Source organism: Bradyrhizobium iriomotense (assembly GCF_030160715.1).
GTDB lineage: Bacteria > Pseudomonadota > Alphaproteobacteria > Rhizobiales > Xanthobacteraceae > Bradyrhizobium > Bradyrhizobium iriomotense.
The window spans coordinates 146,393-171,639 of record NZ_BSOW01000017.1; the positions used below are offsets into that span (position 1 = coordinate 146,393).

24 protein-coding genes are annotated in these 25,247 nt (G+C 64.5%); 7 read left to right on the forward strand and 17 right to left on the reverse strand.

Annotation, left to right across the window (positions count from 1 at the left end; genetic code table 11):
• Nucleotides 1–59 precede the first annotated feature (59 nt).
• The 7 genes from adh to eno all read right to left on the reverse strand — a co-directional run bounded on the left by adh (nt 60) and on the right by eno (nt 7,885).
• The gene (gene adh / locus QQL28_RS24390) at nt 60–1,577 is read right to left on the reverse strand and encodes an aldehyde dehydrogenase (RefSeq protein ID WP_284269326.1); all 1,518 of its coding nucleotides are present in this window, start codon (nt 1,575–1,577) and stop codon (nt 60–62) included.
• 310 nt (nt 1,578–1,887) lie between these two features.
• On the reverse strand, nt 1,888–2,853 hold the full coding sequence (locus QQL28_RS24395; RefSeq protein WP_284269327.1) for a helix-turn-helix domain-containing protein: 966 nt from the start codon (nt 2,851–2,853) through the stop codon (nt 1,888–1,890).
• 212 nt (nt 2,854–3,065) lie between these two features.
• Nucleotides 3,066–3,383, reverse strand: coding sequence for an FtsB family cell division protein (locus tag QQL28_RS24400; RefSeq protein WP_284269328.1), 318 nt, complete (start codon nt 3,381–3,383; stop codon nt 3,066–3,068).
• Between the two features lie 196 nt (nt 3,384–3,579).
• A complete protein-coding gene (locus QQL28_RS24405) occupies nt 3,580–4,131 on the reverse strand; it encodes an NADPH-dependent FMN reductase (RefSeq protein ID WP_284269329.1) in 552 nt (183 codons plus the stop codon).
• A 183-nt stretch (nt 4,132–4,314) separates the two neighbouring features.
• Nucleotides 4,315–5,310: an MBL fold metallo-hydrolase gene (locus QQL28_RS24410; protein ID WP_284269330.1), complete on the reverse strand. Its 996-nt coding sequence runs from the start codon at nt 5,308–5,310 to the stop codon at nt 4,315–4,317.
• A 111-nt stretch (nt 5,311–5,421) separates the two neighbouring features.
• A complete protein-coding gene (locus tag QQL28_RS24415) occupies nt 5,422–6,561 on the reverse strand; it encodes a zinc-binding dehydrogenase (protein ID WP_284269332.1) in 1,140 nt (379 codons plus the stop codon).
• A gap of 40 nt (nt 6,562–6,601) precedes the next feature.
• Nucleotides 6,602–7,885 (reverse strand): phosphopyruvate hydratase, encoded by a 1,284-nt coding sequence (eno, locus tag QQL28_RS24420; protein ID WP_284269334.1) that lies wholly within the window; start codon nt 7,883–7,885, stop codon nt 6,602–6,604.
• Nucleotides 7,886–8,060: 175 nt separating this feature from the next.
• Here eno and QQL28_RS24425 point away from each other — a divergent pair, with 175 nt between their 5' ends.
• Nucleotides 8,061–9,038 (forward strand): Vgb family protein, encoded by a 978-nt coding sequence (locus QQL28_RS24425; RefSeq protein ID WP_284269336.1) that lies wholly within the window; start codon nt 8,061–8,063, stop codon nt 9,036–9,038.
• A gap of 126 nt (nt 9,039–9,164) precedes the next feature.
• The gene (queF, locus tag QQL28_RS24430) at nt 9,165–9,626 is read left to right on the forward strand and encodes a preQ(1) synthase (protein ID WP_284269337.1); all 462 of its coding nucleotides are present in this window, start codon (nt 9,165–9,167) and stop codon (nt 9,624–9,626) included.
• Nucleotides 9,627–9,679: 53 nt separating this feature from the next.
• Here queF and QQL28_RS24435 read toward each other — a convergent pair whose 3' ends face one another.
• The 8 genes from QQL28_RS24435 to tpiA all read right to left on the reverse strand — a co-directional run bounded on the left by QQL28_RS24435 (nt 9,680) and on the right by tpiA (nt 18,412).
• Entirely contained in the window at nt 9,680–10,147 is a 468-nt protein-coding gene (locus QQL28_RS24435) for a GNAT family N-acetyltransferase (protein WP_284269338.1), read from the reverse strand.
• A gap of 336 nt (nt 10,148–10,483) precedes the next feature.
• Nucleotides 10,484–12,577: a methyl-accepting chemotaxis protein gene (locus QQL28_RS24440; protein WP_284269340.1), complete on the reverse strand. Its 2,094-nt coding sequence runs from the start codon at nt 12,575–12,577 to the stop codon at nt 10,484–10,486.
• A 146-nt stretch (nt 12,578–12,723) separates the two neighbouring features.
• Nucleotides 12,724–13,932 carry an MFS transporter gene (locus QQL28_RS24445; protein ID WP_284269341.1) on the reverse strand — a complete coding sequence of 403 codons (1,209 nt, stop codon included), beginning with the start codon at nt 13,930–13,932 and terminating at the stop codon, nt 12,724–12,726.
• Nucleotides 13,932–14,780, reverse strand: coding sequence for a 3-deoxy-8-phosphooctulonate synthase (gene kdsA / locus QQL28_RS24450; RefSeq protein ID WP_284269342.1), 849 nt, complete (start codon nt 14,778–14,780; stop codon nt 13,932–13,934). The genes QQL28_RS24445 and kdsA overlap by 1 nt, the downstream gene beginning before the upstream one ends.
• 104 nt (nt 14,781–14,884) lie before the next feature.
• Nucleotides 14,885–15,211, reverse strand: coding sequence for an NIPSNAP family protein (locus QQL28_RS24455; protein ID WP_284269343.1), 327 nt, complete (start codon nt 15,209–15,211; stop codon nt 14,885–14,887).
• An 82-nt stretch (nt 15,212–15,293) separates the two neighbouring features.
• Complete coding sequence (gene pyrG, locus QQL28_RS24460) at nt 15,294–16,925, reverse strand: CTP synthase (RefSeq protein ID WP_284269345.1); 1,632 nt, start codon at nt 16,923–16,925, stop codon at nt 15,294–15,296.
• Nucleotides 16,926–17,091: 166 nt separating this feature from the next.
• Nucleotides 17,092–17,481, reverse strand: coding sequence for a preprotein translocase subunit SecG (secG, locus tag QQL28_RS24465; RefSeq protein ID WP_284269347.1), 390 nt, complete (start codon nt 17,479–17,481; stop codon nt 17,092–17,094).
• Between the two features lie 175 nt (nt 17,482–17,656).
• Nucleotides 17,657–18,412: a triose-phosphate isomerase gene (gene tpiA, locus QQL28_RS24470; RefSeq protein WP_284269349.1), complete on the reverse strand. Its 756-nt coding sequence runs from the start codon at nt 18,410–18,412 to the stop codon at nt 17,657–17,659.
• A gap of 211 nt (nt 18,413–18,623) precedes the next feature.
• On the opposite strand from tpiA, the gene QQL28_RS24475 reads away from it, so the two are divergent.
• From QQL28_RS24475 to moaC, 4 genes are read left to right on the forward strand one after another with little or no spacing between them, the layout of a single operon-like run.
• Complete coding sequence (locus QQL28_RS24475; protein WP_284269351.1) at nt 18,624–20,522, forward strand: peptidylprolyl isomerase; 1,899 nt, start codon at nt 18,624–18,626, stop codon at nt 20,520–20,522.
• Between the two features lie 17 nt (nt 20,523–20,539).
• Nucleotides 20,540–21,553: an anthranilate phosphoribosyltransferase gene (gene trpD, locus QQL28_RS24480; protein WP_284269353.1), complete on the forward strand. Its 1,014-nt coding sequence runs from the start codon at nt 20,540–20,542 to the stop codon at nt 21,551–21,553.
• A gap of 7 nt (nt 21,554–21,560) precedes the next feature.
• Nucleotides 21,561–22,379 (forward strand): indole-3-glycerol phosphate synthase TrpC, encoded by an 819-nt coding sequence (gene trpC / locus QQL28_RS24485; protein WP_284269355.1) that lies wholly within the window; start codon nt 21,561–21,563, stop codon nt 22,377–22,379.
• Between the two features lies 1 nt (nt 22,380).
• Entirely contained in the window at nt 22,381–22,902 is a 522-nt protein-coding gene (moaC, locus tag QQL28_RS24490) for a cyclic pyranopterin monophosphate synthase MoaC (protein WP_284269357.1), read from the forward strand.
• A gap of 11 nt (nt 22,903–22,913) precedes the next feature.
• Here the strand turns inward: moaC and QQL28_RS24495 are convergent, their stop codons facing one another.
• Nucleotides 22,914–23,507, reverse strand: coding sequence for a CGNR zinc finger domain-containing protein (locus QQL28_RS24495; RefSeq protein WP_284269359.1), 594 nt, complete (start codon nt 23,505–23,507; stop codon nt 22,914–22,916).
• A 93-nt stretch (nt 23,508–23,600) separates the two neighbouring features.
• Between QQL28_RS24495 and QQL28_RS24500 the strand changes: the two genes are divergently transcribed.
• Entirely contained in the window at nt 23,601–24,857 is a 1,257-nt protein-coding gene (locus QQL28_RS24500; protein ID WP_284269361.1) for an MFS transporter, read from the forward strand.
• Here the strand turns inward: QQL28_RS24500 and QQL28_RS24505 are convergent.
• Nucleotides 24,838–25,002, reverse strand: coding sequence for a Flp family type IVb pilin (locus QQL28_RS24505; RefSeq protein ID WP_284269363.1), 165 nt, complete (start codon nt 25,000–25,002; stop codon nt 24,838–24,840). The genes QQL28_RS24500 and QQL28_RS24505 overlap by 20 nt on opposite strands.
• Nucleotides 25,003–25,247: the final 245 nt, after the last annotated feature.

The following is a 25,247-nucleotide window of genomic DNA, read 5'->3' on the forward strand; positions in this document are numbered from 1 at the left end:
TTGGCATTTATCGCATAGTTCGGAGCGGGCGGCGCAAGGTCGCGCCGCCCTTCCGACGATCAGAAGAAGCCGAGCTTCTTCGGGCTGTAGCTGACCAGGAGGTTCTTGGTCTGCTGATAGTGATCGAGCATCATCTTGTGGGTCTCGCGGCCGACCCCCGATTGCTTGTAGCCGCCGAATGCCGCATGCGCGGGATAGGCGTGGTAGCAGTTGGTCCACACCCGGCCTGCCTGGATGGCGCGGCCGAAGCGGTAGCAGCGGTTGGCATCGCGGCTCCAGACACCCGCTCCCAAGCCATAGAGCGTGTCGTTGGCGATCGCGAGCGCCTCCTCATCGGTCTTGAAGGTCGTGACCGACACGACGGGCCCGAAGATCTCCTCCTGGAAGATCCGCATCTTGTTGTGGCCCTGGAACACGGTCGGCTGGACGTAGTAGCCGCTGGCGAGATCACCACCGAGGCTGGCGCGGCCACCGCCGGCCAGGACCTTCGCCCCTTCCTTCTTGCCGATGTCGATATAGGAAAGAATTTTCTCCAACTGCTCGCCGGAGGCCTGGGCGCCAATCATCGTGTCGCCATCGCGCGGGTCGCCCTGCTTGATCGCGCCGACGCGCTTGAGCGCCCGTTCCATGAAACGATCGTAGATGTCCTCGTGCACCAGCGCCCGGCTCGGACAGGTGCAGACCTCGCCCTGGTTCAGCGCGAACATCACAAAACCTTCGATCGCCTTGTCGAAGAAGTCGTCGTCTTCGGCGGTGACGTCCTTGAAGAAGATGTTGGGCGATTTGCCGCCAAGCTCGAGCGTGACGGGAATAAGGTTCTGGCTGGCATATTGCATGATCAGCCGGCCCGTCGTGGTCTCGCCGGTGAAGGCGATCTTGGCAATACGCGGGCTGGACGCGAGCGGCTTGCCGGCCTCCACGCCAAAACCGTTGACGATGTTGAGGACGCCGGGCGGCAGGAGGTCGCCGACGATCTCGGCCCAGACCATGATCGAGGCCGGCGTCTGCTCTGCGGGCTTGAGCACCACGCAATTGCCCGCGGCGAGCGCGGGCGCGAGCTTCCAGCACGCCATCAGCAGCGGGAAGTTCCAGGGGATGATCTGGCCGACGACGCCGAGCGGCTCATGGAAATGATAGGCGATGGTGTCGTGGTCGATCTCGCCGATCGAGCCTTCCTGGGCCCGCACGACGCCGGCGAAGTAGCGGAAGTGATCGATCGCGAGCGGCAGGTCGGCGGCGCGGGTCTCGCGGATCGGCTTGCCGTTGTCCCAGGTCTCGGCGATCGCGAGCCGCTCGAGATTCTCTTCCATCCGGTCGGCGATCTTGTTCAGGATCGCGGCGCGCTCGGCGACGCTGGTGCGTCCCCAGGCGGCCTTGGCGGCGTGCGCGGCGTCGAGCGCGGCTTCGACGTCCTGGTGATCGGAGCGCGCGATCTTGCAGACGACCTGACCGTTCACAGGCGAGGCGTTGTCAAAATACTTGCCGGAGTGTGGGGCGACGAATTTGCCGCCGATGAAATTGTCGTAGCGAGCGGCGAAGGGAACTTGTGTGACGTTGAGAAATTCGACCTTATTCATGTTCACTCCCGATGTTGCTGTTTGCGCGATCGTCGTGTGTTCACGACTTGCGCAGACGATGAAGCGGGAGGCGTTTTCTGTCAGCCCATGCGGAAACGATGGTCGCGCCGACCTGTCGCAGTTCTGCGACAAGTGATGCAGCCGCACATGATGCGGCCACACATACCGACCTCATCCTAAGGAGCGCGCCTTAGCGCGCGTCTCGAAGGATGGACGCGGGCAATAGCCGGGCCTGCATGGTTCGAGACGGCCGCTTCGCGGCCTCCTCACCATGAGGGTCTGAAAGGGAGCGCGGGAGAAGAGCGAGCGCTCAGTGCTTCAGCTCGAAGCGCTTGAGCTTTCGGTGCAGCGTGGCGCGGCTGACGCCGAGGGCCTTGGCGGCGGCGGAAACATTGCCGCCCGCGCGCAACAGCGCCCGCTGTAAGACCGCGCGCTGGCCACCTGCGAGATGGTCGCGCGCCGTATCGCCACCGAGAAGATCGGCTGCGGGCACCGGCTGCAGCGGGCGGCCGGGCGCGATTCCAAGTCCGACCCGGGCGGACCTTGTCGCACCTATCACGAGATCATCGCCATCGACCGCGACGAGGCCGCCGCAATGGCCGTCGGCTGGCGGCGTCAGCACGATGCGGGCATCGGCAAAGGCGTTGCGGAACAGATCGGCCTCGATGCGTTTTGCGGCTTCGCCCGCGGCGAGCGCGATCAGATTGGCGAAGGCGTCGGTGCGGTCGGCGCGGCAGGAGGAGACGTCGAGCACGCCGGCCAGCATCCCGTCATGATCGTAGATCGGGACAGCGGTGCAGCTCAGAAGCGTGTTGCGGGTGAAGAAATGCTGGTCGCGGTCGATGGTCAGCGGCCGCTGCTCGACGAGGCACGTGCCGATGCCGTTGGTGCCCTCATGCTCCTCGCTCCAGAGCGCGCCGGTCCACAGGCCCCAGGATTGAAACGTGGGATCGTCAGCCGGCGTGCCGCGACGATCGACCGGAATGCCCTCGCGATCGGCGAGCAGCACACAGCAGCCGGCAGCGCCGACCGCTTGATAAAGCCGGTCCATTGCGCCCTGGGCAGCACTGAGCAATGGCGCGATCCGCTGGCGTGCATGGTGCAGCTCGGCGTCGCTGAGCCGGACCGGCGGCCTGCGGCCCGCCGGATCGAGATGATGCAATCGGGAGGAACGGCACCACGACGCCACGAGCGCGGAGCGTGCCGCCTGGCCTGACGCGATGGCGGCCTCGACGCGGGCCGCGTGATGTCCAAGCGCTTGCGCTTGCCCATTCATCACTGTTTCCTCCGGATGGCAGTCTAGATCCTGCCGGCGCTGCCCGATTGATCTCTGTCAATCCTCAAATGCAGCGCGCAGGAAGGCATGTACCCGTGGCAGTGGCGCCGTCAAGACGAGAGCACGCCCCACAATTACGACCTTCGACATAGGCGGAGCCGGCCCTGCTGACGATCAGCAGATGCTTCGATTTCTGAGAATGTGCGGACTGACTAGTTCGAAGTATTCATCCGCACGAGGTCGTGCGGATTGACGAACTGGAGCTGGAAGCGCGCCCGCTCGTCCAGCATGTCGGGGTCGATCTTTTCGGAACGCAACAGCGACACGCGCTGCTCGCCCTCGGCGCGCTCGCGCTTCAACCGCGCGAGCTCGCTCGTCAGCGCGATGATTTCCTGGTCGAGCTCCTGGCGGGCGTTGAGGCCGTATTTGCCGGTATAGGCATTGATGCCGAAATAGCCGACGATCGCGGCCGCCATGGCGTAGAGGGCAAGGCCGGTCAGGATAGATTTCAGGCGCGCACGGGTGACCATGTCCGGCAAGATGGGACAGGTTGGTTAAGGGAGTGCTAATTCCCCGCCGGGCCGCCAGACCCTCATGGTGAGGAGGCGCGAAGCGCCGTCTCGAACCATGAAGGCCCGGCTATTCTCTACGCGGCCATCCTTCGAGACGCTTGCTTCGCAAACTCCTCAGGATGAGGACTTTCGACGTGGCCGCGGGGACTGAACGTCAGCCCTGGTTCTTCGCGACGTGCGCGGCGAAGGCGTCGATGTATTGCTGAAGGACCGTCTTCAGCGAGTCCTTGGTCAGGTTGCCCGCGGCGTCAAAGGCGTCGCCGACGCCGTTCAGGTAGATCTCCGGCTGCTGGAGGATCGAGCCGGCGATGCCGGGCAGGATGTTCTGAAGGTGCTTTGCGGCGCTGACGCCACCGAGCGGGCCCGGCGAGTTGGAGATGATGCCGACCGGCTTGCCGTTGAACGAGCTCTTGCCATAGGGGCGCGAGGCGACGTCGATGGCGTTCTTGAGGACACCCGGGATCGAACGATTGTACTCGGGCGTAATGAACAGCACGCCGTTCGACTTCTGGAGCTTTTCGCGGAAGGCGAGCCAGTCGGCCGGGGGAGCTGCTTCCAGGTCCTGGTTGAAGAACGAGACGCCGGCGGGCGTGACCACCTCGAGCGAAAGCGAGGCAGGGGCGAGCTTTGCGAGCGCGTTGGCGATCTTGAGCGAAAAGCTCTCCTTGCGCAGGCTGCCGACGAGAGTGACGATCTGATGGGCCATGGGTTGTCCTTGAACCTTAAGCGGGAAACAGGCCCGCGCACTTAATCCACCTCCGCGAGAGGATGCAAGTGCATGAACCGTTTCGATTTGGAAACGCAGCGTTTCGCGAAAGCAACCGTTCGCCCAAAATAATCGAGCCGCCAAGCGGCGGCCCGATCAACTGACGCGACAAACCGAAGCCGATCAGATCGTCGGATTCCAGGCCGACGGGATCAGGCGATATTTGGCGCCGTCCTTCTCGACATGGCCGACCGACGGGAAGGTGAAGTGGAAGCCGACCACCGTCGCCTTCTCCGCCGCCGCCATGTCGTAGAACTTGTGGCGGGTCTCCTGCGCCATCGCGGCGTCGGTGTCGAACACCACATGCCAATCCGGATTGCGCAGGAAGAATTCCGGGATGTTGGTGACGTCGGACTGGATCAGGACCTTGGCATTGCCCGAGGCAACCGCGAACGACGTGTGACCGGGGGTATGGCCCGGCGTCGCGATCGAGGTGATGCCCGGCGCGACCTCCTTGCCCCACTCGTACTTCGTCACCTTGGACTCGATGCCGGCAAAAGTCTTCTTCACGTTGGCGAAGTAGTTCTTCATCATGTCGTTGGACGCCTTGGCGGCGTTGTCGTCGCTCGCCCAGAACTCCCAATCCTTGGCCGGCACCATGATCTCGGCGTTCGGGAACGCGATCGAGCCGTCCGCCGCACGGATGCCGTTGGTGTGATCGGGGTGCAGATGCGAGAGCAGGACGACGTCGATGCTCTTGGGATCGACGCCGGCAGCCGCGAGGTTTTGCAGCGTACGACCGACCGCGCCCTTGCTCGGCTCGAGATTGGCAACGCCGTTGCCGGTGTCGATCAGCACGAGCTTGGAGCCGGTGTTGATGAGCTGCGGGTTGAAGGGAACCGTCACCATGCCCTTCGGCATGTAGGCCGCATCGCCCGCGGCCAGTGCCTCCTCCTTCGGCACGTTGGTGACGAACTTGTCGGGCATCGGGAAGGTGCGCGCCCCGTCGTTGATCGAGGTGCATTCGAAGGAGCCGACCTTGTAGCGGTAGAAGCCCGGCGCCTGGGTGCCGGCTTGCGGCACCGCGGCATTAGCGGGCGTCGTGCCCAGGCGCGAAAAGCTGGCCGCACCGAGGGCGGCGGCGCCGGCAAGCAGGTGACGGCGGTTGAGTTCGGTCATGGGAATGTCCCCTTCTGAGCGTTGCGGTTTTTCCGCTTTCAATTGCGGCGCGAATGTTCTCCCGCTTCGCTCAGAAGGCAAGACCTTCTTTGGTCACGCGCGCTTTCCAGATCACGCAAATTTATTTGGGTTGATGAGGAATTTTTCGCCGGTCGCGCGTTTGGCATACACCGCAATATTGGCCGGATCGAGCACCTCGGGGAGCGACACGACCTTGGTGTAGTGGCTGGCGAACGTCGTCTTCAATTCGCTCGCGACGCGCTGGCGCAGCCGTCCGATCTCGGCCGGCCCGATCTTCTGGAGGAACGGGGTCAACAGCCAGCCGCCGACTCCCCAGGCCATGCCGAAGCCGGGCGGCAGCTCGATCGGCCGCGTGTCGAGCATGCCGTAGACATAGACCTGCTTGTGCACGCTGGAGCCGTAGCGGCTGTACTCCTTGGCGGTCTTGTTGATCGCGACTTCCATGCACCTGAGGATGTTGCCGGCAAGCCTGCCGCCACTGATGGCATCGAAGGCGATGGTGGCGCCGGTCTCGACCAGCGCATTGGTGAGATCGTCGAGGAAGCTCGGCGCGGTGGAATCGACGACGTATTTGGCGCCGATCTTGTGCAGGATGTCGGCCTGCTCCTTGCTGCGCACGATGTTGACGAGCGGGATGCCGTCCTTGATGCAGATCTTGTTCAGCATCTGCCCGAGATTGGAAGCGGCCGCCGTGTGCACCAGCGCCTTGTGGCCCTCGCGCTTCATCGTCTCGGTCATGCCGAGCGCGGTGAGCGGATTGACGAACCAGGACGCGCCCTCCGCCGCAGTCGTACCCTCGGGCAACGGCTGGCAGTCCCTCGCCTTCAGGGTTCGGTACTGCGCGTACATCGCGCCGCCGATCATCGAGACCGTCTTGCCCAGCAGCGCTTTTGCAGCATCGGACGAGCCGGTCCTCATGACGACACCGGCGCCTTCATTGCCGACCGGCAGGGACTGGTCGAGCCGGGCGCCCATCGCCTGCATCGCGCCCTCCGGCACCTTCGCGGTGATGACGGGGGCATCCTTGGTGCCCGACGCCTTCGCGGTGCTCATGTCGGCGGCACCAACCAAAAGCCCGAGGTCGGACGGATTGATCGGCGTCGCCTCGACGCGGACGACGACCTCGTCCGCGGCAGGCTCGGGGGTCGGCACATCGACGAGCGAGATTTCAAGCTCGCCGCTCTTCTTGATCAGAGAACGCAACTGAAGTCCGTTTCTGCCATCGCTCATGTCGACCTCCCCTTTTTCTGCTCGTTGGTCTGTTCGTTGCTTACGCCAGCGCCTTCAGCGCCGCCTTGCCGGGATAGACGGCCTGCTTGCCGAGCTGCTGCTCGATGCGCAGGAGCTGGTTGTATTTGGCAGTGCGATCGGAACGCGCAAGGGAGCCGGTTTTGATCTGGCCGCAATTGGTGGCGACCGCGAGATCGGCGATGGTGGAATCTTCGGTCTCGCCGGAGCGGTGCGACATGACGGAGGTGTAGCCGGCCTTGTGCGCCATCTCGACGGCGGCGAGCGTCTCGGTCAGCGTGCCGATCTGGTTGACCTTGATCAGGATCGAATTGGCCCGGCCCGCCTTGATGCCCTCTGACAGGCGCTTGACGTTGGTGACGAAGAGATCGTCGCCGACGAGCTGGCACTTCTTGCCGATCAGATCGGTCAGCTCCTTCCAGCCGTCCATGTCGTCCTCCGACATGCCGTCCTCGATCGTCACGATCGGATAGCGCGCAACGAGATCGGCGAGATACTTGGCCTGCTCGGAGATCGAGCGGGTCTTGCCCTCGCCTTCATAGACGTATTTGCCGCCCTTGAAGAACTCGGTCGAGGCGCAGTCGAGCCCGAGCACCACGTCGGAGCCCGCCTTGAAGCCGGCCTTGCCGATCGCGTTCATGACGAATTCGAGCGCGGCATCGGCCGACGGCAGGTTCGGCGCAAAGCCGCCTTCATCACCGACATTGGTGTTGTGGCCGGCCTTCTTCAGTTCGGACTTCAGCGTGTGGAAGACTTCCGCGCCATAGCGCAGGCCTTCGGCGAAGCTCGTGGCGCCGACCGGCAGGATCATGAACTCCTGGAAGTCGATCGGGTTGTCGGCGTGCACGCCGCCATTGATGATGTTCATCATCGGCACCGGCAGGACCCGCGCCGAAGTGCCGCCGACATAGCGATAGAGCGGCATGTCGAGCGATTGCGCGGCCGCCTTGGCGCAGGCCAGCGACACGCCGAGAATGGCGTTGGCGCCAAGACGGCTCTTGTTCGGCGTGCCGTCGAGATCGATCATGATCTGGTCGATCTGGACCTGGTGCTCGACGTCCATGCCGCTGAGCGCCTCATAGATCTCGCCGTTGACGGCGCCGACGGCCTTCGAGACGCCCTTGCCGAGATAGCGGGTCTTGTCGGCGTCGCGCAGTTCCACCGCCTCATGGGCGCCGGTCGAGGCGCCCGAGGGCACCGCGGCGCGGCCGAGCGAGCCGTCTTCCAGCACGACGTCGACCTCGACGGTGGGATTGCCGCGGCTATCGAGAATTTCGCGGCCGATGATGTCGACAATAGCGGTCATGATTGCGCTTCCGTTCGTTAGAGCTGGGTCGTTGCGGGGGCGTCATACACGGAGCGCAAGCAAATGTGAACGCTTGGGCCACCGCCTTCGACTGACGCCTGAGGAGCCTCAGACTAAGCTTGAGGCCACTGGGTCTGCGCGTCCATCCTCCATCCTAGACAGTCGGGGTAACGCCATGAATCGCCGCCAGTTTCTCGCCTCCAGCGCCGTCCTCATCGCCGCCCGCCCAAGTTTTGCGCAGGAAGGCCCGTTCCGGACAAAATATTTCCCGATCAGCCCCGGTATCGGCCTGCACGACCTCACGCCTGCCCCCGACGGCACGATCTGGTTCACCGCGCAAGGCAAGGGCATGCTGGGCAAGCTCGATCCGAAGGAAGGCTCGTTCAAGACCGTCAGCCTCGGCCAGGGCGCCGCGCCGCATGGCGTGACGATCGGCCCCGATGGCGCGCCCTGGATCACCGAGGGCGGCCAGAACGCGATCGCTCGGGTCGATCCCGGCGACCTCAAGGTCACCCTGTTCCGTCTCCCTGAAAAATTCGCCCAGGCCAATCTCAACACCGGTGTATTCGACAAGGCCGGCATCTACTGGTTCACCGGGCAGTCCGGCTACTACGGCCGGCTCGAGCCAAAGTCTGGCGAGATGACGGTGTTCAAGGCGCCGAAGGGCATCGGGCCCTATGGCATCACCGTGACGCCCAAAGGCGACATCTGGTACGCCTCGCTCGCCGGCAGCTATATCGCCAGGATCGATCTTGCGACCGGCAACGCCGGCGTCGTGCAGCCAACGACACCGAATGCCGGTTCACGTCGGGTGTGGTCGGATTCAAAGAGCCGGATCTGGGTCAGCGAGTGGAACAGCGGGCACGTGTCGGTGCACGATCCCGCCGACGGTTCGTGGAAAACCTGGAAGTTGCCGGGCGAGCATCCCCGCGCCTATGCGGTTTTCGTCGACGACAAGGACAAGGTGTGGCTGACCGATTTTTCCGCCAACGCCATCGTCCGCTTCGATCCCCTGACCGAGAAGTTCAACGTCGTCGCCAGCGACAAGCCGAATGCGAATGTCCGCCAGCTTGATGGCAGGCCGGGCGAGCTCTGGGGCTGCGAGTCCGGCAACGACCGCGTCGTCATGATCCAGACGCTCGCAACCGGTTGACGGCAGCCGCAATTACGTCCATCCCGGCATCCTCTAGAGCGCGATGTTGATCGCGCTCTAGCTTTTCGATTGAGCATGATCCTTTCGGAAAACCGGTGCCCACTTTTCCGGATCATGCTCCAAAGGATGCAAGCGATGGCGAAAAAACCTCTCCAGCTCGGCCGCGCGGTCGAATGGCCGCACACGCCGGAAGAAGCCCAGCTCGACCGCGTGCCCAATCCGCAAAAGGGCTCGGATTACCTGGTGCGTTTCACCGTGCCGGAATTCACCTCGATCTGCCCGGTCACGGGCCAGCCGGATTTCGCGCATCTCGTCATCGACTACGCACCAGCTGCGTGGCTGCTCGAGTCCAAGTCGCTCAAGCTCTATGTTGCGAGCTTCCGCAATCACGGCGCCTTCCACGAGGACTGCACCGTGATGATCGGCAAGCGCATCGCCTCTGAGATCAAGCCGAAATGGATCCGGATCGGCGGCTACTGGTATCCGCGCGGCGGCATCCCGATCGACGTGTTCTGGCAGACCGGCCGCGTGCCGAAGGGATTGTGGGTGCCGGAGCAAGGCGTGGCGCCGTATCGCGGGCGGGGTTAGCAGGATTATTGGCAGCGGGTATCGTCCGTCGCGAGTTGCGCTGCTTGATCCTCTCAGGCCTCTCTCAGGGCGGGATCCGGCAAGGTCCAGACAGCTGTTGGAACATGATCGCCAGTGTCCGTTCGAGAACTTGTCGTCGATCCACGAACGAAGCCGGTCGAACGAAATAGAGCGTTTCCTGCCTCATTGCGCTCCTTTACCCTGGCGGAGGCGTGAGGAAAGCGCTGCATGAGCTCAGTAATCAGAAAGCGCCCAATGCCACGTCGCCAGTGGTCAGGATGGACACACACTCTGATATCGTTATCGATGCTTCCGACGAAGCCGACAGGCCGTGCTTCCAGAATAGCGATGAAATAGTTGCGCCAGTGCAACTTCATATAGGTCCGCTGTTGCTGCGAAGTGATTTGAGCCTGTTGAAGGAACCACTTGCCGGTCTCTGGACCAGTACGCAAATCGCGCACAAATTCCCAATAGTCTTCAGTGCAAGGGACGAATTGCATTTGTCGTTGAGACAGGCGCATGACGAGAAGCGAAAGCTTGGACGAGCTCTTCAGAAAAAAGGAAGGTCAACTCGAGATTTAATATTCTTGCCGTGTCAGCGAGGCGGCCCCGGCGGCATTCTGGAATTAGCGATGGATTTTGTCGCATAACCGAAAACACTTCAAGCAAATTCAGTTTGACCATCACGCCAAAGGGACGAAAGACCTCGCCGCAGCTACGCCGCGACTGGCTCGTCTCAACGGGCCATTAGAGCATGATCCGGAAAAGTGTGAAGCGGTTTTCCGAAAAGATCATGCTCAAACAACAACCTAAAGCGCGATGATGATTCATCCCAATCTCATCGCGCTTTAGGCGACTTAGGCCACCGCCCGCACCCTGCTGATGAAGCTGTCGACCTCCGTCGTGAGCAAGGTCGACTGGCTCGACAGGTTGGCGGCGGCCTGGAGCACACCCGCTGCGGCGCGGCCGGTCTCGTTGGCTGATGAGGAGACGCTAGCGATGTTGCGCGTCACGGTGGAGGTCGCTTCCGCGGTGTGCTGCACCGTGCTCGCGATCTCCGCCGTCGCCTTGTTCTGCTCCTCGACGGCGGAGGCGATGACGCGGTTGATGCTCGATACCTCCTCGATGGTCTTGACGATGCCGTCGATCGCGGAGACCGCCTTCTGCGTCGCTTCCTGGATCTGGGTGATCTGGGTGCTGATCTCTTCGGTCGCCTTCGCGGTCTGCGAGGCCAGGTTCTTCACCTCACTCGCCACCACCGCAAAGCCCTTGCCGGATTCGCCGGCGCGCGCGGCTTCGATGGTCGCGTTGAGCGCGAGCAGGTTGGTCTGGCCCGCGATCGAGGTGATCAGGCCGATCACCTCGCCGATGCGGTCGGCGCCCTCGACGAGCGCGCGCACCGTGGTGTCGGTCTCCTTCACAGTATCGACCGCCTGCTCGGTGGCGCGCGTCGCCTGCTCGACCTGGCGGTTGATCTCGCGAATGGAGGCGTTGAGCTCCTCGGCCGCCGCGGCGACGGTCTGCACGCCGCCGCCGACCTGGTCGGCGAGGTTCGAGGCCGAGCCGGCCTGATCCTGCGCCTGCGCCGCGGTGCCCGACATCGAGCGCGCGGTGGTCTCGAGTTCGTTCGAGGCTTCCGACAGCGTCTGCACCATTTGGCCGATGCGGCTCTCGAACTGCCTGACGAGGCCTGCGAGCTCCGAGGCCCGCTTCTCCTTGTCGGCGCGCTCGGCGGCCTGATCGCCCGAGAGGCGCTCGGCGTTGATCATGGCCTCCTTGAACACTTGCAAGGCGGCAGCCATGCGGCCGATCTCGTCGTTGCGGTCGAGGCCTGGAACTTCATTCGCGAAGTCGTGCGCTGCAAAGCGGGTCATGACGCCGGTGATGGCGCTCAGCGGACGCGTCACGCGGTTGCGTACCATGAGCAACCCGCCAATCATGAGTGCGATCGACACCGGCAGCAGCAGCCCGTACAGAATCAAGCCGAGCCGCGCCTGCGCGGCCCCCTCCTCGGCGCGCGCGATCATATCGACGAGCGCGGATTGGGTCACGCGGACGAGCTTCTCGGCACCGACGAGCTGGCGATCTCGATGTTCGATGCCGGTGACGCCGGCAGGCTCGCCCTTCAGAAGGCGCCCGGCCATCGTGTTGCGATCGTCGTAGAGTTGACCGGACATATCGGGTTCAGCGTCGCGGATTGCCTGCAACAGCGAGGGCGAGGCTGCGTTTGCACTGAGATCGCGGACGGTGCGCCAGGCCTGCTGTGAGCGGCCGCGCTGGTCAGCAAAATCGAACCCCTCGGAGATGGTCCAGGTCTTGCCCGCCATGATCGAGCTGAATTGCGACAGAATGGTTTGACCGACCGTATCGCGGGCAAGCCAGGAGGATTGCTTGATCAGCAGCAGTCGGTCCACCATGGGATCAATCAATATCATCGAAGCGTCAAGGTGAGCCGCGGCCTCGCTGACTGCATCCATATAGGCGGTGCTTGCCTTCGCCCAGCTCGGAAGAAGATCAGCGTCGCGCGCGGCCTTCTCCTGACGCAGGGCCCCCAGGACGCGCAGCCGCAGCCCCTCCAGCTGCTCCCAAATGGCGCGCATCTTTTGCAGGCGCTCCGACAGGCCGGACAGATCCACCTGTTCGGAGGTCTGCAAGGCCTGCGCGTGGGTCTTGACGGCAGCGCCCCGCCATTCCTGGATCTGGTTGACGATGCTGTCCGAAGCGACGGTGGCAGACGACAGGTTGCCCAACGTATCGCCGCGCTCGAGACGAAACGCCACGAGTGCATTCGTCATGTCGCGGCTGGCGACTGCAAGTGAAACGATGCGGTTGCCATCGGCAAAGCGGCCGACGGCCTGCTTCAGCCCGTGGGCGCAGATAACAACAAGCACGACACCGAGGGAGCCGACCACGGCCCCCAGCACCCGGGCGACCGAACGTTGCTTTTGCATCGAATGTTCCAGCGTGGTGATGCCGCAACCGGGCGGCTTGCCGGGACAATGGAACCTAAAAATGAGATTTGATTTAAATTTGAAAATCCATCACCCCCGTAATTCTACGAGGGAAAGGGACGTTGCGGCAACGAATTGCTAAGCCGTCAGGCCCGCGCATCCGCCGGCGCGCGCTGCCTGAGCAGCCGCGCACAGACCAGCCCCAGCACCACCATGATGCCAGCACTAGCGAACAGCGTCGGTCCCTTGCCGCCATGCGCAAGCCCGAAGCCATAGGCGAGCGGGCCGACGGTCTGGCCCATGAAGAAGAAGAACGAGTGCAGCGACAGCGCGGTGGCGCGCGCTTCGACCGACAGCTCGCTGGCAAAGACCTGAAGGCAGCCATGGGCCATGTAGAAGCCCCAACCCATCACCACGAGGTTGAGCGTCTGGATTTCCCAGCGCGGACCGAAGGCGACCGCGACGAGTTGCGAGGCCACCAGCACGGTGCCCGCGATCATCATGCCCTTGACGCCAAGCCACGGCAGAAGGCGCGACACCGTCATGGTGTAAAACAGCCCGCCGACCGCAAAGCCGGCGATGACGATGCCGGCAACGGACAGCGAGGTCTCGCCGAGGTCGAACAGGAACGAGGCGATGTAGGGAAACAGGCCGAGCACGCAGCAGCCTTCGATGAACACGGCCGAGTAGCACACCGGCGCGTTCGGATTGGTGAAGATGGTGCGATAGCCGGTCCTCAGCGCCGAAAGGCTCGTCTTCGGCGGATGTTTGATCTTGGCGCCGCGGAAGCCGGCCGCGACTGCAATCGAGGCCACGATGACCAGCACGCCGAGCACGGCCAGCACGCCGCGCCAGCCCAGGAAGTCGCCGATCAGGCCGGACGCAGATGCGCCCAGGAGGTTGCCGGTCATGGCGCCCGCGAGCGTGCGGCCGATCGCGATCTGCCGCTTCTCAGGTCCGACGAGATCGCTGGTCAGGCTCAGCGCAATCGGAAACACGCCGCCCGAGCCGACGCCGGCCAGGATACGGGTAGCAAACAGCAGCGGGAACGAGGTCGAGAGCGCGCCGAGGATGCTCGCGACGCCGAGCACCGCAAGGCAGCCAATCATCAATCGTGGCTTGCCGAAGAGATCGGCGGCGGCGCCGATCAGCGGCTGGATGACCGCGAAGGTGAAAGCAAAGACTGCGGAGAAGCCTGCGGCGGTCGCGATGCTGACGCTGAAATCCTCGGCGATGTGCGGCAGCACCGGGTCGAGCGCCCGGGCCGAGAGCGCCGCCGCAAAGCTCGCGCCGGAGATGACGTAGAGAGCCGGCGGCAAGCCGTGATCGTGCGGCCGCGCCTCTCCTTGCGACATCAGCGCGGAGTCTTTGCGAGCGCGTCGAACGCCATCAGCCTGCGGATGAGACCTTCGAACTCGCGCAACGGCACCATGTTGGGTCCGTCCGACGGCGCGTTGTCGGGATCGGGATGAGTCTCGATGAAGATGCCGGCAACGCCGACGGCGACGGCCGCGCGCGCCAGCACCGGTACGAATTCGCGCTCGCCGCCGGACGACGTCCCCTTTCCGCCCGGCTGCTGCACCGAATGCGTGGCGTCGAAGACCACGGGCGCGCCGGTGGTGCGCGCCAGGATAGGCAGCGCGCGCATGTCGGAGACAAGCGTGTTGTAGCCGAAGGATGCGCCACGCTCTGTGACGAGCACATTGGGATTGTTGGCGCTGGTGACCTTGGTCACGACGTTGGCCATGTCCCAGGGCGCCAGAAACTGTCCCTTCTTGACGTTGACGACCTTGCCGGTTGCAGCGGCGGCCAGCAGGAGATCCGTCTGCCGGCACAGGAAGGCCGGAATTTGCAGGACGTCCACGGCCTGCGCGACCTCGGCGCATTGGCTGGCGTCATGCACGTCGGTGAGCACGGGCAAGCCGATCGACGATCGGATCTCGGCGAAGATCGGAAGCGACTGCGCAAGCCCCAGCCCGCGTGTGGCAGAAGCGCTGGTGCGGTTGGCCTTGTCGAAGGAGGTCTTGTAGACGAGCCCGATCTTCAGGCGCGCAGCGATCTCCTTCAGCGCGGACGCAACCTCCAGCGCATGCTGGCGGCTTTCAAGCTGGCACGGGCCGGCAATGATCGCGATCGGCAGATCGTTGCCGAACCTGACCGAGCCGACCGTGACGACCGGCGCTGCAGAATTGGTGGCGCTCAAGACCAAATCCCCTGTTTCGGCGCGACCATAGCGGCGATGAGGGGCGGATCAACCCTATTCGGCCTGCCCCCTCGAATATCAGGGTTGCAGCGGCGGCCCGGCGGTTATTTCACCGCGGAGAAAGCGGTCGGCGCCAGGATCTGGCTGACGATATTGGCGACGATCTGGCCATCCGCTTCCGTCTTGGCGCGCGCCTCGAGCCACTCCGGATCGGTCATGAAGGCGGTCCATTTCGTCTCGCGCTCGGCAAGCGATTGCCAGGCCAGGAAATAGGTCAGCTCCTGGTTGGATTCGCCGATCAGCGTGGTGAAGAACCCGGCCTGCTTGATGCCGTGCTTCTCCCAGAGCTTCAGCGTGATCGTGTCGAAGCGCTTGAGCAGCGCCGGCAGCCGGCCCGGCACGCAACGATACTGGCGCATCTCGTAGATCATTGGAGCTTACTCCCTGCATTGTTGTTCTTGTGGCAGGGAGTTGTCGCAACAATTTGTGCGCGCGTCAAAGGCCGGCGGGCGCTTACACCAACCGCGACTGCACCACCGCCGCCTGGATGAACGAGGCAAACAGCGGATGCGGCTCAAAGGGCCGCGACTTCAGCTCGGGGTGGAACTGCACGCCGATGAACCACGGATGGTCCTCGTATTCGACGATCTCCGGCAGCACGCCGTCGGGCGAGAGGCCTGAGAACTTCAGGCCGTGCTGCTCGAGGCGGTCCTTGTAGGCGGTGTTGACCTCGTAGCGGTGGCGATGGCGCTCGGAAATCTCGGTCGCGCCGCCATACACTTGCGAGACGCGGCTGCCGCGCTTGAGCGCCGCGGGATACGCACCAAGCCGCATCGTGCCGCCGAGGTCGCCGGCCTGCGAGCGCTTCTCGAGCTCATTGCCGCGCAGCCATTCGGTCATCAGACCAACCAGCGGCTCGCTGGTCGGGCCGAACTCGGTGGAGTTGGCCTCCTCGATGCCTACGAGGTTTCGCGCCGCTTCAATCACCGCCATCTGCATGCCGAAGCAGATGCCGAAATACGGCACGTCACGCTCGCGCGCGAACTGCGCCGCGCGGATCTTGCCTTCGGCGCCGCGCTGGCCGAAGCCGCCGGGCACCAGGATGCCGTTGACGTGCTCGAGGAACGGCGCGGGATCTTCCTTCTCGAAGATCTCGCTCTCGATCCAGTCGAGATTGACCTTCACCTTGTTGGCGATGCCGCCATGCGACAGCGCTTCGATCAGCGATTTGTATGCATCCTTCATGCCGGTATATTTGCCGACGATGGCGATGGTGACGTTGCCCTCGGGATTGCGGACGCGCTCGTTGATCTGCTGCCAGCTCCGCAGCTCCGGTGGAATCCGCGAGCCGATGCCGAAGGCGGCGAGCACCTCGTCGTCGAGGCCCGCGGCGTGATAGGCCTCGGGCACGGCATAGATGTTGTCGACGTCGCGCGCCTCGATCACGGCGCTTTCGCGCACGTTGCAGAACAGCCCGAGCTTGCGGCGCTCTTCCTTCGGAATCTCGCGGTCGGTGCGGCAGAGCAGGATGTCCGGCTGGATGCCGATCGAGCGCAGCTCCTTCACCGAATGCTGCGTCGGCTTGGTCTTCAGCTCGCCCGCGCTCGGGATATACGGCAACAACGTGAGATGGATGTAGACGGCGTGATCGCGCGGCAGCTCGTTCTTGAGCTGGCGGATCGCCTCGAAGAACGGCAGGCCCTCGATGTCGCCGACGGTGCCGCCGATCTCGACCAGCACGAAGTCGTAGCCGTCATTGCCTGACAGCACGAACTCCTTGATGGCGTTGGTGACGTGCGGCACGACCTGGATCGTCGCGCCGAGATAATCGCCACGGCGCTCCTTGGAGATGATGTCCTGGTAGATGCGTCCCGTCGTGATGTTGTCCTGCTTGGTCGCAGGCCGTCCGGTGAAACGCTCGTAGTGACCGAGATCGAGATCGGTCTCCGCGCCGTCATCGGTCACGAACACTTCGCCGTGCTGATACGGCGACATCGTTCCGGGATCGAGATTGAGATAGGGGTCGAGCTTGCGGAGGCGGACCTTGTAGCCCCGGGCTTGCAACAGAGCACCCAGTGCCGCTGAAGCCAGACCCTTGCCGAGCGAAGAAACCACGCCGCCGGTGATGAATATGTACCGCGCCATGGGACTTAACCTTTAATCCCCCGAACTCGATTCGCCAAAGCGATTCGCGTCCCGCCCCAAACAATTTGCGGGCCTGTGGGTGAGCCAGAACTGAGTGTGTTGCCAGAACCTTGATGGGGATTGTTGATGCAGGACGCTAGGCGTCGTCCTGCATGGCCCCTCTGCTTTATTGCGAGCGTGGCGCCTGTGGACCGCTCGGCGCCTGATTCTGCTGCTGCTCGTCCGCCTTCTTCAGCGTATCCAGGACGCCACCCGAGGTCGGCGGCGCCACCGGAGCCGCGCCACTGGCAGGCTGGCTCTGTGACGCAGGCTGGCCGATGATGGACGAGGGCTTGCGGTCGTAGCCGGCATACCAGGACAGGAACAGGCTGGTGAGGAAGAACCCGGCGGCCAGGATCGCAGTCGTCCGTGACAGAAGATTCGCGGTGCCGCGGCTCGACATGAAGCCTGCGCCTCCACCCATGCCGAGGCCGCCGCCTTCCGACTTCTGCAGCAGCACGGCGCCGATCATCACGGCGACGATCATGAGATGGATAACGATCACAACGGTCTGCATGGTACCCTTCCGTCACAAGCCGACAGCGCCGGTGCCGGCAGCCATCGCGCTTTGCGGGTTTTCCTGAAGTTGCGCGGTGTTACACGATCAGGACTGGCATTGCCACCCCCGATCGGTCCGGACTCCGCTTTGAGCCGCCTGCGCTTTGCCGCTTAGCTAAGGGCAGTCCTTTTAGCTAGGGGCAGCCCTTGGCAATCGCAAGGAAATCGGCCGCCTTGAGGCTGGCGCCGCCGACCAGCGCGCCGTTGACGTTCTTGACCGCCATCAGTTCGGCCGCGTTCGACGGCTTGACCGAGCCGCCATAGAGGATGCGCATCTTCGCTCCCTCGTCGCTGAAGCGAGAGATCAGCAGTTCCCGGATAAAGCCATGAATCTGCTCGACATCCTTGGCCGTGGGGGTCAGGCCGGTGCCAATTGCCCAGACCGGCTCATAGGCCACGACCAGATTGTCGGCCTTTGAGCCGCCCGGGAGCGACAGGCTGAGCTGGCCGCGCAGGATATCCAGGGTCTGGCCGGCATCCCGCTGGCCCTGCGTCTCGCCGACGCAGACGATCGCGATCACACCTGCCCGCCACGCGGCCTCGGCCTTCTGCCGCACCAAGTCATCGCTCTCGCCGTGGTCGGCCCGGCGCTCGGAATGGCCGACGATGATGGCGGATGCGCCCGCATCCGCCAGCATTTCCGCCGCGATATCCCCGGTATGGGCGCCGGAGGCCTTGGGGTGACAATCCTGGGCGCCGACGGCGACCGTCTTGCCGGCCGCCTTGGCAGCAAAGGCCGCGATCAGCGTCGCCGGCGGACACACCAGGAGATCGGCCTTTGCGGCGACCGCTGCCGCGCCCGTGAGCATGGCGTCGAATTCGGCAGCGGAGGCCTTCAGGCCGTTCATCTTCCAGTTTCCGGCGATCAGCGGTCGGATGGCGTCTGTCATGTCCAAATTCCAGCGAAATGAGGTCTGGCATGCGCTAGCAGACCGGGCGCCGCAGTTCCAGAGACCCGGCCCTGTTAACACAGCTTAAGGGAGCGGCAGGTTGCGGGGGGAAAGCCGCCACTTTATGATGCCATATCAATTCGGTGATGCGCTTTTGCGGAATCCGCTTTAAGACGCGCCCGGTTCCCTCCTGCCAAACAAGTTGGACGCAATGCTTCGAGGAATGCGCAAGGCCTCATCAAACTGGCTCGGCAAAACGATTATGGCCGTGGTGATGGGCGTGTTGATCATCAGTTTCGGCATTTGGGGCATCGCCGACATTTTCCGCGGCTTTGGGCAGTCGACCGTGGCCAAGGTCGGCCACACCGAGATTTCGCTGAACGAATTCCGCCAGATCTATACCGACCGCATGCAGCAGATCGGCCGCCAGTTCGGCCGCCCGCTGACGCCTGAGCAGGCGCGCGCCTTCGGCCTTGACCGCCAGGTGCTCCAGCAGACCATCGCGGAAGCCGCCCTCGATGAAGAGGCTCGCCGGCTCGGGCTCGGCGTGTCGGACGACCAGATCCGCCGCATGATCATGAACGACCCGAACTTCAAGGGCGCCGCCGGCAATTTCGATGCGCAGCGCTTCCAGGCCATGATCCGCAATTTCGGTTACACCGAGCAGCGCTACACCGCCGAGCAGCGCAAGGTGTCGGTGCGCCGGCAGATCACCGGCACGATCGGCGCAGGCCTCGAGCCGTCCAAGACCATGATCGACGCGCTGAGCCGCTATCAGAACGAGCAGCGCTCGATCGAATTCGTCAAGCTCGACGCGGCGCAGGCCGGCACGATCGATCCGCCCTCGCCCGAGGCGCTTGCCGCCTATTTCGAGGACCACAAGGTCCAGTTCCGCGCGCCCGAATACCGCAAGATCTCCTTCGTCGTGATCTCGCCGGAGGAGATCGGCAAGTGGACGGAGGTCTCCGATGACGACGCCAAGAAGGTGTTCGAGCAGCGCAAGGACCGGCTCGGCACGCCGGAGAAGCGCCAGGTGCACCAGCTCGTGTTTCCCACGGTCGAGGAAGCGCAAGCTGCGCGTACCCGACTCGCGGGCGGAATGTCGTTCGAGGACCTCGCCAAGGAGCGCGGGCTCAGCGCGGCGGACGCCGATCTCGGCCTCGTGACAAAATCCGCGATCCTCGATCCGGCCGTGGCGGACGCCGCATTCGCGCTGCCCGCGGGTGAGATCAGCCAGCCCGTCCAGGGCCGCTTCGGCGTCGCGCTCGTCAAGGTCGACAAGATCGAGCCCGGCGCGGAGGCCAACTACGCCAACCTTGCCGGCGACATCAAACGGGAGATCGCGGCCGAGCGCGCTCGCGCCAAGGTCGCCGAATTGCGCGACAAGATGGAAGACGAGCGCGGCGGCGGCTCCAGCGTCGTCGACGCGGCGCAGAAGCTCGGCCTTGCTGCCGTGACCATCGAGGCCGTCGACCGCTCCGGCCGGACGCCCAGCGGCCAACCGGTCGCGGGAATCCCGCAAGGGCTCGACGTGGTGTCGCAAGCCTTCAACAGCGACGTCGGCGTCGACAACGATCCGATCTCCTTCCGCGGCGGCTATGTCTGGTACGACGTGCTCGGCGTGACGCAGTCGCGCGAACGCAGCCTCGACGAGGTCCGCGACCAGGTCGAGGCGCGCTGGCGTCAGGATCAGATCACGACCAAGCTCCGCGCCAAGGCCACCGAGATCGTGCAGAAGCTCGAACAGGGCGGCAAGCTTGCAGACGAAGCCGCCGCCATCAACGCCAAGGTCGAGACCGCCGCGGGCTTCAAGCGCGAGGATACGCCCGCCGGCGTGCCGTCGAGCCTGGTCGCGGCCGCATTCCGCGCCGCCAAGGACGGCGTCGGCCAGAGCCCTGGTGCGGGCGGCGAGGTCATCATCTTCCGCGTGACCGACATCGTCGATCCGCCGGTCGATCTCGCTTCCGACGCGATCGCCAAGCTGAAGGAGAGCCTCGACCGGTCGCTCACCGACGAGCAGGTCGCGTCCTACGTCAACAAGCTTGAAACCGACATCGGAACCACCATTAATCAGGCCGCCTTCGCGCAGGTGACGGGCGCGAACCAGTAATCAGTTGAAAGCACGCGATGGACGACCTGAAATCGATCATTGGAAAAGTGGCGACCGGCGCCAGCCTGTCGCGTGACGAAGCGGCCTCCGCCTTCGATGCCATGATGTCCGGCGAGGCCACGCCCTCGCAGATGGGCGGGCTTTTGATGGCGCTGCGCGTGCGCGGCGAGACCGTGGACGAGATCACCGGCGCGGTCTTGGCGATGCGCTCCAAGATGCTGCGCGTTAGCGCGCCGGCGGATGCCGTCGACATCGTCGGCACCGGCGGCGACGGCTCGGGCTCGGTCAACGTCTCGACCTGCGCGTCGTTCATCGTCTCGGGCGCCGGCGTGCCGGTCGCAAAGCATGGCAACCGCGCACTGTCGTCGCGCTCGGGCGCAGCCGACGTGTTGGCCTCGCTCGGCGTGAAGATCGATCTCAAGCCCGAGGACGTCGGCCGCTGCGTGCGCGAATGCGGCATCGGCTTCATGTTCGCGCCCGCGCATCATCCCGCGATGAAGAACGTCGGCCCGACCCGCGTCGAGCTCGCCACCCGCACCATCTTCAACCTGCTCGGACCTCTGTCCAATCCGGCCGGCGTGAAGCGGCAGATGGTCGGCGTGTTCTCCCGGCAATGGGTGCAGCCGCTGGCGCAGGTGCTGAAGAATCTCGGCTCCGACTCGGTCTGGGTGGTGCACGGCTCCGACGGGCTCGACGAGATCACCCTCACCGGCCCGACCTTCGTTTCTTCGCTGCACAAGGGCGAGATCAAGACCTTTGAGATCACCCCCGAGGACGCCGGACTTCCGCGCTGCGACGCCGTCGGCCTGAAGGGCGGCGACGCCGATGCCAACGCCATCGCCCTGCAAGGCGTGCTCGACGGCAAGCCGAGCGCCTATCGCGACGTCGCGCTGTTCAACGCGGCCGCAGCGCTGGTGGTGGCCGGCCGTGCCAACGACATCAAGGAAGGTGTGGCGCTCGGCGCCAAGTCGATCGACAGCGGCGCGGCGTCGGCTCGGCTAAAGCACCTGATCGCGGTCTCCAATAGCTGAGCCCTGCATGTCGGACATCCTGACCAAGATCGAGGCGTATAAGCGCGAGGAGATCGCGGCGGCCAAGCGCGCAGAGCCGCTTGCCACCGTGGAAGCCAAGGCCAAGGCTGCACCTGCGCCGCGCGGCTTTCTGCGCGCGATCCGGCAGAAACTTGCCAATGGCGACTATGCGCTAATCGCCGAGGTCAAGAAGGCCTCGCCCTCAAAGGGGCTGATCCGTCCCGATTTCGACCCGCCGCTGCTCGCCAAGGCCTACGAGGCCGGCGGCGCGGCCTGCCTGTCGGTGCTGACGGATACGCCTTCGTTCCAGGGGCATCTCGACTTCATGGTCGCGGCACGCGCGGCGACGTCGCTGCCGGTGCTGCGCAAGGATTTTCTGTTCGACACCTACCAGGTGGTGGAAGCCCGCGCCCATGGCGCCGACTGCATCCTGATCATCATGGCGGCGCTCGACGATGCCACTGCCAAGGATCTCGAAGACGCCGCCCTCGCCTACGGCATGGACGTCCTGATCGAGATCCACGAGACGAGCGAGCTCGACCGCGCGCTAAAACTGCGCTCGCCGATGATCGGGGTCAATAATCGCAACTTGCGCACCTTCGAAACGACGCTGGCGACAAGTGAGACGTTGGCACCCCTGATCCCGAGCGACCGGCTGATGGTCGGTGAAAGCGGCATCTTCACCCCGGCGGACCTCGCCCGCCTCGAGCGCGTGGGCATGTCGACATTCCTGGTCGGCGAAAGCCTGATGCGGCAGGCCGACGTGACGGCTGCCACCCGCGCGCTGCTGTCGCGCGAGGCCCCGCGCGCCACGGGCACGCGCTGAGATGGCGCGTTCACCGTCCAAAACCAGAGCCAAGACCAAAGCAAAGGCAAAACCCGCCCTCACCCATATCGGCGCCTCCGGCGAGGCGCGGATGGTGGACGTGTCGGAGAAGCCCGCGACCGAGCGGCTCGCGGTTGCCGAGGGGCGCGTCGTCATGACCAGGGCGACGCTCGATCTGATCCGCTCCGGCAACGCCAGGAAGGGCGACGTGCTCGGAACCGCTCGCATCGCCGGCATCATGGCAGCCAAGCGCACCTCGGAGCTGATCCCGCTCTGCCATCCGCTCGCGCTCTCGAAGGTCACCGTCGACATCGAGCCCGACGACAAGCTGCCGGGTTGCCTCGTCCGCGCCGCGGTGAAGGTCACAGGTCCGACCGGCGTCGAGATGGAGGCGCTGACCGCCGTCTCGGTCGCCTGCCTCACGATCTACGACATGATCAAGGCGGTGGAGCGCGGCGTGCGCATCGAAGGCATCCATCTCGTCGAGAAGATGGGCGGCAAGTCCGGCCATTACCGCGCCTAAAGCGCGCCCCGCTATTTCGCCTCGCGCTGGCGCTCGCGATAGGCGCGCGTCTTCATCCGGTTGCCGCACAGCGTCGACATGCACCAACGCCGCGTGGACGGTTTCGACCGGTCGTAGAACACGCGGCGGCATTCCTCCGACGCGCACATCTTAAGCCGGTCCAGCGTGCCGGTGAGCGTGCCGTCGTGTAGCTCGATGGCGATGGCCGACAGGCCGGCAAGCGCGTCCTGACGCACCGCAGACAGCGTCGCGCCGCGACCGGCCCGGATCTCCACCCGCAGCGGAAACGGTTCGAGCGCGCCACCGAGCGCACTAAGGACGTCCCTGTCCCTCCGCCGCTCGGTCGGCTCGCATTGCAGGTAGGCGCGCAGCGCCCCGCGCAGCCGCAGCGCGGTCTGGAACATCGCAGGCGTGATCTTCTCGCCGCCCTCGCCCATGCCGTGTTCCGCCAACCAGCCCCCAAGCTCCTTCGGACCGGAAAGCGCGTCGCTCTGCGGATGCTGCACGCCGAAATGCGTGAAATGGCGGACATCGAGCGAATTGGCGAAGTCGTAGAGATTCGCCAGATCGTCGGGAACCCTGAATTTTCGGGACTGTTTCGACATGCACACCAGTAAATCATTTTTACTAGTTTACGGCAACTGACACAGGTATTAATCGTTTAATGGTGTCGAGCAGATCAGACCATGGAGGCCGAGATGACAACGGACGCAACGACGTTCACCCGCCCCCGCATCTTCCACGGCTGGCTCGTCGTCGCCGCGGCCTTCGCGGTGACGTTCGTCGGCTTCGGTTCCGCCTACACGTTCAGCGCGTTCCTGGAGCCGCTCCAGCACGACTTCGGCGCTTCGCGCGGCTCGGTTTCGCTGGTGTTCTCGATCGCCGGCTTTCTGTATTTCGCGCTCGGCGTCGTCAGCGGCCCGCTCGCCGACCGCTTTGGCGCGCGCCCGCTGGCCGTGACCGGCATGATTGTGGTCGCCGCGGGGCTTGCGGCCGCGAGCGCGGCGCGCTCCCTCACCGAGGTCTATCTCGCCTACGGACTCGGAATAGGCCTCGGCGTCGGCTGCGCCTACGTCCCTGCAATTGGCGCGGTGCAGCGCTGGTTCGTCAAACGCCGCGGCTTCGCCTCCGGGCTGGCCGTGAGCGGCATCGGGCTCGGCACGCTGGCGATGCCGCCGATCGCTTCGCTGCTGATCGCGACATTTGGCTGGCGCGGCGCCTATCTGGTGCTGGCCGCGGTCGCCATCGTGCTGGGCTGCGGGATCTCATTGCTGCTCGAGAACGATCCGCGTGATCGCGGCCTCGGCCCGGACGGCGATCCGCCTGAGCCGGCACGCGCGATCAAGAGCGCAGGCACCCCGGTGCTGGAGGCCGTGCGCTCGGCGCGGTTTGCCGGCCTCTATTTGTCGTGCCTGGTCTGCTCCTTCGGAGCCTTCGTCCCCTTCGTGCATCTCGTGCCCTACGCACGCGATCACGGCGTTGCGACCTCGTCCGCCGTGCTGCTGCTTGGCACGATCGGCATCGGCAGCACCGCCGGCCGCTTCCTGCTCGGCGGGCTTGCCGACCGGATCGGCCGCGACCGCTCGCTGATCATGGTCCTGCTCGGCATGGCGCTCGCCATGGCGATCTGGGCGATCTCGGCGAGCGCCTTCGCGCTTGCCGGCTTCGCATTCGTCTATGGTGTGTTCTACGGCGGCTGGGTCGCGGTGCTCCCCGCCGTGGTGATGGACCATTTCGGCGGGCGCAACGTCAGCGGTATCATCGGCATTCTGTACACCAGCGTCGCGTTCGGCACGCTGATCGGGCCGAGCGCCGCAGGCTTCGCCTACGACGCCACGCACAGCTACACGCTGCCGATCCTGATCAGCGCCGCAGCCAACGTCGTCGCGGCGCTGATCGTGGCGGCGCCCCTGTTGCGAAGCGGAACGCGGGCGATCAGCGCAGCGAGGCGCTGATGGATCCGAACTTGCTGTTGAGCTTGGTGCCGAGCCCGTTGACGACGGTGATGACGGCGAGCGCGATGCCGGCAGCGATCAAGCCGTATTCGATCGCGGTGGCGCCGGACTCGTCGGCAATGAACTTCTGCAATATCGTCTTCATGATCCAGTTATCCTGTCCTCTCCCAAGGGATGACAAGACAACTCGCAAGCGTCGTGCCAGAGCACGTGTGAACCTCGCCAGCACGTTAGATGGTTAAATACTGGTTGACGCGGGCGAAGTCGGCAAGATTTGACCGCTCATATGCACGCTACCGGCAATATCTGCTGGTCCCGCTCATCGCACGCGCGTCATGAACGCTACGTCCGATTTACCCTCCATTAACTGCGATTCCTAACGTCGCCTCC

Bases quoted from the DNA above. Each gene is read 5' to 3' on its own strand.
- adh (WP_284269326.1), bottom strand. From the start codon at position 1,577: ATGAATAAGGTCGAATTTCTCAACGTCACACAAGTTCCCTTCGCCGCT.
- QQL28_RS24395 (WP_284269327.1), bottom strand. From the start codon at position 2,853: ATGAATGGGCAAGCGCAAGCGCTTGGACATCACGCGGCCCGCGTCGAG.
- QQL28_RS24400 (WP_284269328.1), bottom strand. From the start codon at position 3,383: ATGGTCACCCGTGCGCGCCTGAAATCTATCCTGACCGGCCTTGCCCTC.
- QQL28_RS24405 (WP_284269329.1), bottom strand. From the start codon at position 4,131: ATGGCCCATCAGATCGTCACTCTCGTCGGCAGCCTGCGCAAGGAGAGC.
- QQL28_RS24410 (WP_284269330.1), bottom strand. From the start codon at position 5,310: ATGACCGAACTCAACCGCCGTCACCTGCTTGCCGGCGCCGCCGCCCTC.
- QQL28_RS24415 (WP_284269332.1), bottom strand. From the start codon at position 6,561: ATGAGCGATGGCAGAAACGGACTTCAGTTGCGTTCTCTGATCAAGAAG.
- eno (WP_284269334.1), bottom strand. From the start codon at position 7,885: ATGACCGCTATTGTCGACATCATCGGCCGCGAAATTCTCGATAGCCGC.
- QQL28_RS24425 (WP_284269336.1), top strand. From the start codon at position 8,061: ATGAATCGCCGCCAGTTTCTCGCCTCCAGCGCCGTCCTCATCGCCGCC.
- queF (WP_284269337.1), top strand. From the start codon at position 9,165: ATGCAAGCGATGGCGAAAAAACCTCTCCAGCTCGGCCGCGCGGTCGAA.
- QQL28_RS24435 (WP_284269338.1), bottom strand. From the start codon at position 10,147: ATGCGCCTGTCTCAACGACAAATGCAATTCGTCCCTTGCACTGAAGAC.
- QQL28_RS24440 (WP_284269340.1), bottom strand. From the start codon at position 12,577: ATGCAAAAGCAACGTTCGGTCGCCCGGGTGCTGGGGGCCGTGGTCGGC.
- QQL28_RS24445 (WP_284269341.1), bottom strand. From the start codon at position 13,932: ATGTCGCAAGGAGAGGCGCGGCCGCACGATCACGGCTTGCCGCCGGCT.
- QQL28_RS24455 (WP_284269343.1), bottom strand. From the start codon at position 15,211: ATGATCTACGAGATGCGCCAGTATCGTTGCGTGCCGGGCCGGCTGCCG.
- pyrG (WP_284269345.1), bottom strand. From the start codon at position 16,925: ATGGCGCGGTACATATTCATCACCGGCGGCGTGGTTTCTTCGCTCGGC.
- secG (WP_284269347.1), bottom strand. From the start codon at position 17,481: ATGCAGACCGTTGTGATCGTTATCCATCTCATGATCGTCGCCGTGATG.
- tpiA (WP_284269349.1), bottom strand. From the start codon at position 18,412: ATGACAGACGCCATCCGACCGCTGATCGCCGGAAACTGGAAGATGAAC.
- QQL28_RS24475 (WP_284269351.1), top strand. From the start codon at position 18,624: ATGCTTCGAGGAATGCGCAAGGCCTCATCAAACTGGCTCGGCAAAACG.
- trpD (WP_284269353.1), top strand. From the start codon at position 20,540: ATGGACGACCTGAAATCGATCATTGGAAAAGTGGCGACCGGCGCCAGC.
- trpC (WP_284269355.1), top strand. From the start codon at position 21,561: ATGTCGGACATCCTGACCAAGATCGAGGCGTATAAGCGCGAGGAGATC.
- moaC (WP_284269357.1), top strand. From the start codon at position 22,381: ATGGCGCGTTCACCGTCCAAAACCAGAGCCAAGACCAAAGCAAAGGCA.
- QQL28_RS24495 (WP_284269359.1), bottom strand. From the start codon at position 23,507: ATGTCGAAACAGTCCCGAAAATTCAGGGTTCCCGACGATCTGGCGAAT.
- QQL28_RS24500 (WP_284269361.1), top strand. From the start codon at position 23,601: ATGACAACGGACGCAACGACGTTCACCCGCCCCCGCATCTTCCACGGC.
- QQL28_RS24505 (WP_284269363.1), bottom strand. From the start codon at position 25,002: ATGAAGACGATATTGCAGAAGTTCATTGCCGACGAGTCCGGCGCCACC.